Source organism: Roseofilum reptotaenium CS-1145 (assembly GCF_028330985.1).
Classification (GTDB): Bacteria; Cyanobacteriota; Cyanobacteriia; order Cyanobacteriales; family Desertifilaceae; genus Roseofilum; species Roseofilum reptotaenium.
The window spans coordinates 46,473-58,658 of record NZ_JAQMUE010000095.1 but is presented as its reverse complement, the minus strand read 5'-3'; the positions used below and the strand labels follow the sequence as shown (position 1 = coordinate 58,658).

At 45.0% G+C, this 12,186-nt stretch carries 12 protein-coding genes; 5 read left to right on the top strand and 7 right to left on the bottom strand.

Annotated features, from left to right (window positions below; all coding sequences use genetic code 11):
* Positions 1–150: 150 nt before the first annotated feature.
* Positions 151–381, bottom strand: coding sequence for a type II toxin-antitoxin system CcdA family antitoxin (locus PN466_RS21490; protein ID WP_271943749.1), 231 nt, complete (start codon positions 379–381; stop codon positions 151–153).
* A 228-nt stretch (positions 382–609) separates the two neighbouring features.
* On the opposite strand from PN466_RS21490, the gene PN466_RS21485 reads away from it, so the two are divergent.
* Positions 610–1,806 carry an RNA-guided endonuclease InsQ/TnpB family protein gene (locus PN466_RS21485; protein WP_271943745.1) on the top strand — a complete coding sequence of 399 codons (1,197 nt, stop codon included), beginning with the start codon at positions 610–612 and terminating at the stop codon, positions 1,804–1,806.
* An 82-nt stretch (positions 1,807–1,888) separates the two neighbouring features.
* Positions 1,889–3,700 (top strand): translation elongation factor 4, encoded by a 1,812-nt coding sequence (gene lepA, locus PN466_RS21480; RefSeq protein ID WP_271943743.1) that lies wholly within the window; start codon positions 1,889–1,891, stop codon positions 3,698–3,700.
* A 116-nt stretch (positions 3,701–3,816) separates the two neighbouring features.
* On the opposite strand, the gene hemB is transcribed toward lepA, so the two are convergent.
* On the bottom strand, positions 3,817–4,800 hold the full coding sequence (hemB, locus tag PN466_RS21475) for a porphobilinogen synthase (protein WP_271943740.1): 984 nt from the start codon (positions 4,798–4,800) through the stop codon (positions 3,817–3,819).
* Between the two features lie 171 nt (positions 4,801–4,971).
* Here hemB and PN466_RS21470 point away from each other — a divergent pair, with 171 nt between their 5' ends.
* Positions 4,972–6,234 carry a phosphopantothenoylcysteine decarboxylase domain-containing protein gene (locus tag PN466_RS21470; protein ID WP_278003184.1) on the top strand — a complete coding sequence of 421 codons (1,263 nt, stop codon included), beginning with the start codon at positions 4,972–4,974 and terminating at the stop codon, positions 6,232–6,234.
* A gap of 10 nt (positions 6,235–6,244) precedes the next feature.
* Here the strand turns inward: PN466_RS21470 and PN466_RS21465 are convergent, their stop codons facing one another.
* Together PN466_RS21465 and PN466_RS21460 are read right to left on the bottom strand one after the other, a co-directional pair.
* On the bottom strand, positions 6,245–6,448 hold the full coding sequence (locus PN466_RS21465) for a hypothetical protein (protein WP_271943735.1): 204 nt from the start codon (positions 6,446–6,448) through the stop codon (positions 6,245–6,247).
* An 11-nt stretch (positions 6,449–6,459) separates the two neighbouring features.
* Complete coding sequence (locus tag PN466_RS21460; RefSeq protein WP_271943730.1) at positions 6,460–7,059, bottom strand: 7-carboxy-7-deazaguanine synthase QueE; 600 nt, start codon at positions 7,057–7,059, stop codon at positions 6,460–6,462.
* Between the two features lie 141 nt (positions 7,060–7,200).
* Here PN466_RS21460 and PN466_RS21455 point away from each other — a divergent pair, with 141 nt between their 5' ends.
* Complete coding sequence (locus tag PN466_RS21455; protein WP_271943727.1) at positions 7,201–7,983, top strand: hypothetical protein; 783 nt, start codon at positions 7,201–7,203, stop codon at positions 7,981–7,983.
* Here PN466_RS21455 and PN466_RS21450 read toward each other — a convergent pair.
* The 3 genes from PN466_RS21450 to PN466_RS21440 all read right to left on the bottom strand — a co-directional run bounded on the left by PN466_RS21450 (position 7,975) and on the right by PN466_RS21440 (position 11,399).
* On the bottom strand, positions 7,975–9,138 hold the full coding sequence (locus PN466_RS21450; protein ID WP_271943725.1) for an AI-2E family transporter: 1,164 nt from the start codon (positions 9,136–9,138) through the stop codon (positions 7,975–7,977). The two genes, PN466_RS21455 and PN466_RS21450, sit on opposite strands and share 9 nt — an antisense overlap.
* 57 nt (positions 9,139–9,195) lie before the next feature.
* Positions 9,196–9,666: a DUF2358 domain-containing protein gene (locus tag PN466_RS21445; protein ID WP_271943722.1), complete on the bottom strand. Its 471-nt coding sequence runs from the start codon at positions 9,664–9,666 to the stop codon at positions 9,196–9,198.
* Positions 9,667–9,914: 248 nt separating this feature from the next.
* The gene (locus tag PN466_RS21440) at positions 9,915–11,399 is read right to left on the bottom strand and encodes a diguanylate cyclase (protein WP_271943719.1); all 1,485 of its coding nucleotides are present in this window, start codon (positions 11,397–11,399) and stop codon (positions 9,915–9,917) included.
* A 168-nt stretch (positions 11,400–11,567) separates the two neighbouring features.
* Here PN466_RS21440 and gcvH point away from each other — a divergent pair, with 168 nt between their 5' ends.
* Positions 11,568–11,969, top strand: a complete 402-nt coding sequence (gene gcvH, locus PN466_RS21435; protein ID WP_271943716.1) for a glycine cleavage system protein GcvH — start codon at positions 11,568–11,570, stop codon at positions 11,967–11,969.
* The last annotated feature ends 217 nt before the right edge of the window (positions 11,970–12,186 follow it).

The following is a 12,186-nucleotide window of genomic DNA, read 5'->3' as shown; positions in this document are numbered from 1 at the left end:
CTCTAACCTAGAGTAGCTTAGATTTCCTAGATTGAGGAATAACCGATTCAGCGCATCTGAGGGTTGACAATTTAAGGTTCTTAGAACCCATTGGGGATCTGATGGCCTAAGATCCCAGTGTACTCCCATTAATCCTGGTCGCCTTGGGTTTTAATCGTTCCATTCACCTCTGGGAGGTAGGGGGGGATTTTTGATCAGAGTACGGGTGAGTTCATCATCCCTTTGGTTTGAGCCTTTGAGCCATTGACGAATGGCTGTTTCAATAATTCTTGAAGGGTCGTTGGTTAAGTGCTGGATTTGTTCGAGTAATTCTGCGTCTAAGGCGATAGAAATTTCTACTTTGTCGAGCTTAGGTTCCGAAGAAAGGGTGGAATCATTCATTGGTTCAAGAACGTAGGGTTTATTTCAGTTTAACATGGTGCGATCGCCTGATGGATTGGTAATTGGGCATGCACCTCCTTAAACTCCCGTACTTACGTTAAACTATTATAAGAGATATGCTGAAAACCCCGTGAATTCATTCTGGGGATGAAGGCGAGCGGGCAAGTTTTAACTTGCCGGTCTTACATTGAAGGGGCTATAATGTAAGCAAGAGTCAAATAGTCTTTTATGGAAAGAGCATTCAACTACAGGTTTTATCCAACATCAGAGCAAGAGTCCCTATTGCGGCGAACTTTGGGTTGCGTAAGGCTGGTCTATAATAAAGCTATCCACGAAAGAACTCAGGCTTGGTATGAACGACAAGAAAGAGTAGATTACGCTCAAACCTCTTCAATGTTGACCGCCTGGAAAAAACAAGAAGAGTTAGATTTGTTAAACGAGGTGAGTAGTGTCCCCTTGCAACAAGGGTTGAGGCATCTGCAATCCGCATTTACTAATTTCTTTGCCGCCCGTGCCAAATATCCAAAATTCAGGAAAAAAAACCAAGGAGGTAGTGCGGAATTTACCAAATCGGCGTTTAAGTTTAAAGACGGTCAAATCTATTTAGCCAAATGTAAAGAACCCTTAGCTATTCGCTGGTCTCGTCAAATCCCATCCGGTTGTGTGCCCAGTTCGGTAACAGTAAAACTGCATCGGTCAGGACGTTGGCATATTTCCATTAGATTTGATGACCCCACTATTAAACCCTTGCCTGCTAAGGATAAAGCAGTAGGTATTGATTTAGGAATTAGCCGCCTATTAACGACCAGTGATGGAGAGAAAATAGCTAATCCTAAAGCATTAAAGAAACACTACCATAAGTTAAGGAGACTTCAAAAAAGCTTATCGAGAAAACAGAAAGGTTCTAACAATAGATACAAAGCCAGAGTAAAGCTGGCTAGAGTTCACCAAAAAATAGTCGATACCCGAGGTGATCATTTACATAAGCTAACCACTCAACTGGTGCGTGAAAACCAAACGATAGGTGTTGAGGACTTAGCAGTTAAGAATATGGTCAAAAACCGAAAGCTGGCACAAGCGATATCTGATGCAAGTTGGGGAGAGATTACCCGACAATTGTCCTATAAATGCCGATGGTATGGCAGAAACACTATCGAGATAGACCGGTGGTTTCCGAGTTCAAAACGGTGTAGTAATTGTGGGTATATCGTTGAAAAAATGCCGTTAAATATTCGGCAATGGAAATGCCCTGAGTGTGGGAGTGACCATGACCGGGATATTAACGCCAGTAAAAATATCTTGGCCGCAGGACTTGCGGTGTCAGTCTGTGGAGCGAGTGTAAGACCCGATCAGAGTAAATCTGTGAAGGCAACTGCAAAGAAACAGAAACCTAAAGCCTCCTGCGGAGGAACTTCGCTAACGTGAGGTTTAGGAATCTCCTCGGCTTTAGCCAGGGGAGGATGTCAATCACTAAACGTTTTACTTCATTAGGTTCAAATTCAACTTTATGACCGACACTAAAGTCTCTCATATTCGTAATTTCTGTATTATTGCCCATATCGATCATGGGAAGTCTACCTTAGCCGATCGCCTCCTCCAGTCTACGGGAACGGTTGCCGCTCGCGATATGAAGGAGCAGTTCCTGGATAGCATGGATCTCGAACGGGAGCGGGGGATTACGATTAAGCTCCAAGCTGCACGGATGAATTATCAGGCGGATAATGGGGAAGTTTATGTCCTTAATTTAATTGATACTCCAGGGCATGTTGATTTTTCGTATGAGGTTTCGCGATCGCTGATTGCCTGTGAGGGGGCACTGTTAGTGGTAGATGCCTCCCAGGGGGTAGAAGCGCAAACCTTGGCGAATGTCTATTTGGCCCTAGAACACGATCTGGAAATTATCCCCGTTCTGAATAAAATTGACTTGCCTGGGGCGGAACCCGATCGGGTCAAGGCAGAAATTGAAGAGGTAATTGGATTAGATTGTAGTGATGCCATTTTAGCTTCGGCGAAAGAAGGCATCGGTGTTCCCGATATTCTAGAAGCGATTGTTCAGGGAGTTCCTGCTCCTCAAGAAACCCTAAAAGAACCCCTACGGGCCCTGATTTTTGACAGTTATTATGATAGCTATCGGGGCGTAATCGTCTATTTTCGGGTGGTGGATGGTAAGGTTCGTAAAGGCGATCGCATCCGCTTGATGGCAACCGGTAAAGAATACGATATTGACGAGTTAGGCGTTCTCTCTCCGACTCAAGTGCAAGTGGAAGAACTACATGCTGGAGAAGTGGGCTATTTAGCCGCATCCATTAAAGCTGTGGAAGATGCGCGGGTGGGCGATACCATTACCCTGAAAGCAGAACCTGCCGAAAATCCCTTACCGGGATATAAAGAAGCCAACCCCATGGTATTCTGCGGCATGTTTCCCACCGATGCCAACCAGTTCCCCGAATTGCGGGAAGCTCTAGAGAGACTCAAACTCAATGATGCTGCCCTTTCCTATGAACCAGAAACCTCTAGCGCCATGGGCTTCGGTTTTCGCTGTGGTTTTTTGGGATTATTACACATGGAAATTGTCCAAGAACGGTTAGAGCGGGAATACAATCTGGACTTGATTATTACTGCTCCTTCCGTAGTTTATCGGGTGGTTCTGAACTCGGAAGAAACCATTGCTATTGATAATCCGAGTACCTTACCGCCTGCCAACGAACGACAAAGCATTGAAGAACCCTATGTCAAAGTAGATATTATTACCCCAGAAGCCTATGTGGGCACATTGATGGAATTGTGCCAAACCCGACGGGGAATCTTCAAGGATATGAAGTATTTAACCCAAAGTCGGACCACCTTGATTTACGAGTTGCCCTTAGCGGAAGTGGTAACTGACTTCTTCGATCAGATGAAGACGCGATCGCGGGGTTATGCCAGTATGGAGTATCAGTTTATCGGCTATCGCTCCGATGATTTGGTGCGCTTAGATATCATGATCAACAACGATCCCGTCGATGCCCTAGCCATGATTGTCCATCGCGATAAAGCCTATTATGTGGGACGGGGATTAACGGAAAAATTGAAAGAATTGATCCCACGCCATCAGTTCAAAGTTCCCATTCAAGCCGCAATTGGTTCGCGAATTATTGCCAGTGAACATATTCCTGCCTTGCGTAAGGATGTATTGGCTAAATGTTACGGCGGTGATATTTCCCGGAAGAAAAAGCTGCTGCAAAAACAAGCCAAGGGTAAAAAGCGAATGAAGTCCATTGGTACAGTCGATGTGCCTCAGTCCGCATTTATGGCGGTTTTGAAGTTGGATAACGGGTAATTGGTGAGATAGCCGAGAAGGAGTGAGTTAGGAACAGTTAAGTTATTGCCTATTGCCTCAAACAATAACTTAACTGTCCCAACTTAAATCAACGGACATTAATGATGGAGGCTTCATTACCCCTGAAGCCACCGGGCAGCATCCTTGGCATGATAGGTGAGAATTAGATCGGCACCAGCACGCTTAAAGCTGGTTAAGGTTTCCATCACCACTCGCCGTTCATCAATCCAGTCATTGAGAGCAGCAGCTTTGACCATGGAATATTCACCGGAAACATTGTACGCGGCAACGGGGAGATTCGAGGCTTGTTTCACTTGCCAGATCACATCCATGTAGGCTAAAGCTGGTTTAACCATCAGCATATCCGCCCCTTCAGCCACATCTAGATCGATTTCCTTAATCGCTTCGCGACTATTAGCCGGGTCCATCTGATAGGTGCGGCGATCGCCAAATTGGGGGGCTGACTCAGCCGCATCTCGGAATGGCCCGTAATAGGCCGAAGCGTACTTAGCAGCATAGGACAAAATCGGAATCTCTTCAAACCCCTCTTCATCTAACGCTGCGCGAATCGCTTGTACAAACCCGTCCATCATCCCAGATGGGGCGATCACATCCGCTCCAGCTTTGGCTTGGGAAACGGCAGTTTTCTTCAATAACTCTAACGTCGGATCGTTCAACACCCGTCCCGTCAGATCTCCCACTTCCAAATAGCCACAATGACCATGGCTGGTATACTCGCATAAACAAGTATCTGCAATCACCACTAACTCAGGCACAGCTTCTTTGACTGCCGTAGCCGCTTGCTGGATCATCCCACAATGATGCCAAGCACCTGTTGCGTCCATATCTTTGGTTTCAGGAATACCAAACAGGATAATCGCCGGAATACCCAAATCATAGACTTCCTTCGCTTCGTCTACAATTTTGTCTACTGAGAGCTGATATACACCAGGCATCGATCTCACTTCCTTAGCGACTCCTTCACCTGGGATCGCAAACAACGGATAAATCAAATCATTAGTGGTTAAGACCGTCTCTTGTACCATGCGGCGCAAGGTAGCAGAGTTACGGAGGCGACGAGGGCGATGAATGGGAAACATAATTGGGAGTTTACAAACAGTAATCTAAATAAATCGAGAGTATTTCAGCATTGTATAGCGATCGCCGATCCCCCTTTACATTTGAGTCCTTTTTCTCAATGTTTTGTAACGTTAGCCCGCCCTAACCTCAAGCAAAATAAAATCAAGCATTCCCTATTCCCCATGCCCTCTATGAAACCTTGGAATTTTACCCCTCCTCCTGCCTCTGAATTAGGCGATCGCGAAGTCCCCCTACACGGAACCCACCTTCAAGGAAAACGTATTGCTCTGCTTATTACCGGCAGTATTGCCGCTCTCAAAGCCCCCCTATTAGCGCGGGAACTCAGGCGCGAAGGAGCAGAGGTTACCGCCTTTACCTCCACTGAAGCCCTGCGCTATACCACCCTCGACAGTCTAGAATGGAGTAGTACCCATCCGGTGATTACGAAACTGACGGCTGCGGCGGAACATCTTAGCGATGAAGACCCTTTTGATGTGTATGTCGTCGCTCCTGCCACCTACAATACGATTAATAAAATGCGCTATGGCATCGCCGATGGAGTTATCACCTCTACCCTCGCTTCCGCCTTAGGAAAACTAGAACAGGGGCAAACCCAAATTCTGATTGTGCCCACTATGCACGGCAGTTTACACAATCGAATTTTAACTGAATCCCTACAGCAATTACACCACTGGGGTGTAGAGATTATGCCTCCTAAAGAAGCCTACGGCAAACACAATTTACCCGATCTGCGATCGATTGTAACCACAGTTTCCCGCTTAGTTAGTTCTTCTCCTTTAAAAGGTATTCCCATTTTAGTCACGGGCGGTCCTACTCCCGTTCCCATTGATAACATTCGCCGAATCACCAATCGTTTTCGTGGCACATTAAGCCTTAAAATCACTGAAGAATTGTATTTACGAGGGGCAGAAGTCCAGTTAATTCTAGGAACGGGGGGGGATACCCCACCTTCCTATTTCCCCTGTGAAATCGCTCAAACCTACGAACATTATGCCCAATTAGTTTTAGATCACTTACAGCAATATCCCTATGTTTTTGGCATCTTTTCTGCCGCTGTTGCAGACTATCAACCGGAGCGCGTACTGCCTGGAAAAATCCCCAGTGGGGGAGCTTTGCACTCTCTGAAATTAGTCCCTACTGGCAAGGTAATTGAACGGGTAAGGACAGAATTCCCAGACCTGTATATGGTAACTTTTAAGTATCAGGAAGACGTTACCCATAAAGAATTAATTGATATTGCCCAAAAGAGACTAGAACAAGGATACAATGCAGTGGTGGCTAATCGCGGAGAAGAAACGGGAGAGCAAGGCGAACAAATTGCCTATTGGGTGTCGAAAAATAAAACGGCCGAGAAGATGATGGGTAAAGAAGGCATTGCCAGAGCAATTTCTAATCATCTAGAAGCCTGTTTTTCAACTACACTCCAAGTCTAAAAATCACTTTTTACCCATCGGGAAACTGCCAGCATAAGATACGCTCGATGCGATCGCCGTTACACTCTGGACAAGGCTGATTTTGCGCAGAACTCACCCATTCATAGTCACACTGATGGCAGTGGCAAAAAACATTATGTTCATTCGCAACATCTATCTTGTGCTTCCAGCGATCGATTTCAGTGCGATCGGGTTGAAATGGAATGTTCATCATTCAGTCAATCATTAAGGACAACCCAAAAACTTATGGGTTTGTAAACTTATACGCCAGTCTGGGTGATGTAAAACAAACTGCATCGCTAAATCAATCGTTTCTGGGCTATTCCATTCCGGTTGTAAAAATTTCACTGCGTTAGGCTTCACGAACTGAGCTTGTTCCTTAGCCCAGTCTAGATCTTCTGGCCCAGTAATCACCACTTTTAATTCATCTGCATAAGTGCCCATACTGCGATCGGGAGATTTAGACTGCTTCGGGGAAAACGTCACCCAATCAAATGTCCCGGAAAACGGATAAGCGCCAGAAGTTTCTAAGTGTAAAGGGAGATGACACAAAGATCTTAAGCCCTGGGTTAATTGATCCAAATTATGCATTAACGGCTCTCCCCCAGTAATCACAATCATACTCGGATTGACCGCTAAAACAGCTTCAGCCAATTGCTCAATGGAATATTGGGGATGTTTGTCCACAGGCCAAGATTCTTTCGTATCGCAGAACCAACAGCCGACATCACAGCCTCCGAGGCGAATAAAAAAAGCATTTCGTCCCATCCAATAGCCTTCTCCTTGGATAGAATGAAACGTTTCTACAATGGGATAGGTTTTCACAGATGGCTATCCATTAACATAGGAACAGATCTTCCATTATAACAACCACCTCTAGTTTTGGGTTATAATAATTAGAATTTACAGCGCTTCATGTTGGCAAATATAATAACTAACAATTACGACTATCAACCCAAAGGAGAAATGATGAACCATACAGGGTGTAAAGCGATTGGATTACTGGCCTTCTGGGGGGCGATCGTTGGGGCAATTTACCCCGTACAATTTGCTCAAGCTCAAAGCAATGGGGTAATGTATGGCAACTATGTCAGTGTCACGACTGCTGAACCCGCAGAAGACCCAAATTCTACCCTAGAGGAAACAACAGAAAGTCCTCTAGAATACCAGCCAGTCAGGGCAGAAAAACAACTTGAACCTGTTCCTTTAGAAAATCCTGTTCTACCAGAACCTCCTCCCCCTTTACCCACATATCCTCTACCCAATAATGAGTCAGCCGAACCCGATCAAACCACCGCACAGCAAACCAGCACATCCGATCCAAGACCAGCCGTAGGCAGTTATTTCGGCATTGGCGGAACCATTGGCTTAAGCGATGGAGAAACTGCCCTAGGCAGTGGTGGATTTTCTTTAATGAGTAAAGGAGCATTGAGCGAATATCTGACTTTGCATAATGCCACCTCTTTTGGCAACCAAACAGCAAGTATGTTTGCTCTAACTGGTGAAATTCCCATCAGAAATCCCCAAACTCAAGAAGTTGTTGCTATGCCGTTTTTAGGCGGAGGAACTTTAGTGACAACTAAAGATGAATTGCGGTTTCATGGGTTAGTGGTTGGGGGTGTTGATATTCCTCTATCCAGAGATTTCATGGGAACAGTGCGGGTGAATGCGGGGTTTGTTGATAGTAAAACTGAAGTCGGGATTGTATTAGGAGTTGGCTATCGATTTAATTTGTTTAACTTATTCTAATTCATCTTGATCTTCCTTGTCTTGGCAAGAGAGTTCTGGCACTTGAGGCTCAGGTAAACTCTCTTGAACCGTTTCATCTCTATTATCTCCCGAGCCTTGGAGAACGGCGGCGAAAGGTGAATCTGGGTTTTCTAATACCCATTGGTCAAGAATATCTTCAATCAGAAGTCGTTTAATCCAGACCTGAGCAATAACTGCTAAAGGAAGGGCTAAGAACAGACCAATAATACCAAAAAGCTGTAAACAAATAAGTTGAGCCAGGAGCGTTGCTGCCGGTAACAGGGAGACTTGTTTGGCCATCACTGTGGGTGTTAACCAATAGCTTTCCACTTGTTGAACAACAACATATAGAATCAAAACTGCCCCAGCTTTGAGGAATCCACCGGTATCCAAGAGGGAAACAGTCATCGGTAAAACAACACTTAAAGTTGGCCCAATATTGGGGATAAAATTGAGTAGTCCTGCCAATAATGCATGGGCTAAAACTAGCCGAACTCCAATGATGGATAATCCGATAAAACTGAGCGTACCAATGAAGAGGGAGTTGATAATAATGCCCCCAAACCAATTATCTAATGCGATTTCACATTCAGCTAAAATACTATCGGCTCGCCGCCGATAAAAGGACGGAAAAAGGCGAACTAAAGCTTGACGATAGGAAATGGGATCGCCTAAAAACATTAAGGTTAAGACAATCACCAGTAGCAATTGACCTACGGCAATGATGGAGTTAGAAAAGAAGGAGTAGAAGTTGCCAAAGACTTGGGTCAGCAAGGGTTGAATTTGTTGAAATCCACTGGATAAATCAGGAGGCTCTGGTAACCAAGAGGGAGTATTTGCTCTCCATTGGTAGAGCAGAATTCGCAGTTGTTCGAGTCCAGTCGGGATCAGATTAATCAGAATTTGAAATTGTTCAATGAAGGGAGGAACAATAATCCAATAGAAGAACAAAAAACAGAGAAAGGTAACACTGATAGTGACTAAAACCGAGAATCCTCGATTGAGGCCGAATTTCTGCACCAGACGCACTCCACGGTTGAGGGCAGTCGCCAGTACAATCGCAGTGAAAACAAGTAGCAAAATCCCCCGTATTGTCCAGAGAATATACAGGGATGTAACTAAACTAAAAAAGCCAAGTAATTGACCAAGTGTCACCAGGATTTCCTCCTTACCCTTGATGGGTAATGGGTAATGGGTAAGGTTGTTGTTCGGCTATTTTACTTGAGTAGAGGTCGATCGCGGGAGAAATTGCTTTAAAATCTTTAGGGGTGGACGATCCCAAGTATCGACATGATGATCGATCAGACCTTGGTCGTTGAAGGTATAAGTAGAATAACCATTAAAGTTAATCTGTGCCTTCCAGGGAACTCGCAGTTTGCCGCGCACAGTCCAGTCTACCCGCAGGGTTTGGGGAGGCAAAAAGTGCATCTGATGGACATCAAAAAATAGCTCGGTGAAAAACAATTGACCATGAAAGCGCAGTGTCCAAAAGATAATCCGATAGTTGAGTTTACCCTTAAATTGACTGATGGGGTCTTCAAAGAGGATATTTGGGGTATAAATGTTGTAGTTAATATCCTGTTCAAATAAGGTGGGTAAGTCCTGTTGCAGAATCTCCATCACCTCTTTAATCTGGGGCGGTAGAGCGTCAGAGTTGGTGGATAGGACGGATTCTGAGTTCATGATCGGTAAAGAGAATTTTGTTGAATGTATTTTAGGCTACTTGAGGGTAATTTTCGTTTTCCGTAGGAGAATGCATAACAGATTCAATCTAGCTTTGAACCATTGTAGCTATCTTGAAAAATCGCCGCTGATATACCGTATAGCAGAGGTAATGGTTTGAATGAATGCCTTACCCCTCCTATGATCGAGATTGGCTAGTTAGATTTTAGCCAATAATGCTCTGTCTCATTCGACGATCGCCACCCATTTCACCGAGTACCTTCATTGAGGACAATGCGATCGCGCCCTTGAGTTTTGGCTTGATACAATGAGGCATCTGCGGTAGCAATCAAGGCTTCTGGAGATTGGGCAATGCTGGGAACCATACAGGCAACCCCTAAGCTCAAGGTGACATAAGGCTGTACATCAGAATTGGCATGAGGCAATTGTCGTTCCCCGATTCCCTCATGAATGCGTTCGGCAACCTGGAGAGCGCCTATGCTATCAGTATTCGGCAATAAAATAACGAACTCTTCCCCTCCATATCGAGCCACTAAATCTCTGGAGCGTCTAACTGCCTCTGCCATCACCTGAGCGACTTTGCGCAAACAGTCATCCCCAGCTAAATGACCATAGCAGTCGTTATAGCGTTTAAAATAATCCACATCTGCCAAAATCAAAGATAGAGGTTGCATCAGATGCAACAATCGCGACCATTCATAACTTAATACTTGATCGAAATGTCCCCGATTGGCCACTTGAGTTAAACCATCGAGGGTAGCTAAACGAGTTAACTCTTGATTGGCGTGGCGTAAATCAGCCTCTGCTTGTTTGCGTCGCATTAAGGAAGCTAATTGGTTGGCGACGGATTGGACTAAAGTTAAGGAACGCTGCTCAGGAGAATAGGGCGATCGGGAAAAAAAGATCAATACCGCCAACACTTCCCTCTGCCAACAAATGGGTATAGCTAAAGCTCCCTTCAAACCCACCTCTTTGGCTTGCTGCATTCGGGGAGAGATCGTACGCGTAGTTTGCGAGATATCCTCAATCCATTCCAACTCTTTAGAGATCAAAACCCGTCCGAGTAACCCTTCATGGGGGGTAAAGGCGATCGCCTCACTCAGATGACAAAACTCCTCAAATTGCGGAATATGGCTATATCCACCCCGACTTAACCGTAACTGAGTCCCTCCCTGAGTGGGCATCCACGCTTCCCCAAAATCCCAATGAATCGTATGACAAATTTGGGCGAGTACCTTCTCTAAGGCAGACTCGATATCAATGGCATCACTCAGAGCTTCGGTGGTGTCTAGAAGTAACTGTAACTGGGCATTTTGTTCCTCTAGCTTCTGTTGATATTTACGCAATCGTAGCTGATGCTCAATCCGCACTACTACTTCCACTGGCTCAAACGGCTTACTAATGTAATCGACTGCCCCCACTTCAAACCCTTTAACTTTACTGAGGGTTTCATCCATGGCGCTAATAAACAACACGGGGACATCGGCAATTAATTCTATGGATTTTAGATGTTGACAAAGCTCATACCCATTCATATCGGGCATCATCACATCCAACAACACCAAATCTACTGACCCAGCTTGGATAGAGCTTAAAGCTTCCTTGCCACTAGAGGCTACCTGGACTCGATATCCCTCCTTCACCAAAATCCGATTCAGTAAACTCAGATTATCTGGTTCATCGTCAACCACAAGGATGGTTTCTTTTAATCGCTGTAAGAGCTTTCGACTCATGAATGGGTAATCGGTAATGGGTAATCGGTAAGGGGTAGTCGGTAATGGGTAAGGGGCGATCGCCGCTTTTGACGAATCATCTCTGAAAATTAAATGAATATGGGCCGATCATACCCAAATCCTGATATATAACCATTAGAGATTAGTCGAAAAAAATAGGAAGTTTCTATGGAATTAGAATATCCAGACGATCTAAAATACCTGGACAGCCATGAGTACGTGCGGCTTGATGGCGAGATTGCCACGATTGGACTGAGTGCCTTTGCGATCGATCAACTCGGTGATATTGTTCATCTTGAATTGCCAGAAGTCGGAGATGCTCTAGAAAAAGGAGAATCTTTCGGTTCAATTGAATCGGTGAAAGCGGTTGAAGATCTTAAGGCTCCCGTTATGGGGACCGTCCTTGAATGCAATGAAGAGCTACTGGAAAACCCTGAAAATATTGGTGACGATCCTTACGGAGATGGATGGTTAATCAAAGTCCGGATTGATGAGAAGGAAGAACTAGATGGCTTACTCTCAGCCTCAGACTACCGCGCTCAACTCGAAGGGGATGAGGAAGATCATTAAAGATAAACGGATTGAACCTCAAAGACTTTAAGCTTTAAGGACTGCTCATATCCAGTCCGGCACGTCAATGATGATGAAGTCATTGCAAAGGTCGCGGAACGCCATGAAGCAATCCCAACAATCTCCCTAGTCTTGGCGATTGCTTCTAGAACGGTAGCAATGACAACTGTTTCAAGGGAATTAATACAGCCGTTTTCTAGCTTGATGTGTGTTATAA

Excerpts from the sequence above, each read along its gene's own strand:
- PN466_RS21490 (WP_271943749.1), bottom strand. The coding sequence starts at position 381 with ATGAATGATTCCACCCTTTCTTCGGAACCTAAGCTCGACAAAGTAGAA.
- PN466_RS21485 (WP_271943745.1), top strand. The coding sequence starts at position 610 with ATGGAAAGAGCATTCAACTACAGGTTTTATCCAACATCAGAGCAAGAG.
- lepA (WP_271943743.1), top strand. The coding sequence starts at position 1,889 with ATGACCGACACTAAAGTCTCTCATATTCGTAATTTCTGTATTATTGCC.
- hemB (WP_271943740.1), bottom strand. The coding sequence starts at position 4,800 with ATGTTTCCCATTCATCGCCCTCGTCGCCTCCGTAACTCTGCTACCTTG.
- PN466_RS21470 (WP_278003184.1), top strand. The coding sequence starts at position 4,972 with ATGAAACCTTGGAATTTTACCCCTCCTCCTGCCTCTGAATTAGGCGAT.
- PN466_RS21465 (WP_271943735.1), bottom strand. The coding sequence starts at position 6,448 with ATGATGAACATTCCATTTCAACCCGATCGCACTGAAATCGATCGCTGG.
- PN466_RS21455 (WP_271943727.1), top strand. The coding sequence starts at position 7,201 with ATGATGAACCATACAGGGTGTAAAGCGATTGGATTACTGGCCTTCTGG.
- PN466_RS21445 (WP_271943722.1), bottom strand. The coding sequence starts at position 9,666 with ATGAACTCAGAATCCGTCCTATCCACCAACTCTGACGCTCTACCGCCC.
- PN466_RS21440 (WP_271943719.1), bottom strand. The coding sequence starts at position 11,399 with ATGAGTCGAAAGCTCTTACAGCGATTAAAAGAAACCATCCTTGTGGTT.
- gcvH (WP_271943716.1), top strand. The coding sequence starts at position 11,568 with ATGGAATTAGAATATCCAGACGATCTAAAATACCTGGACAGCCATGAG.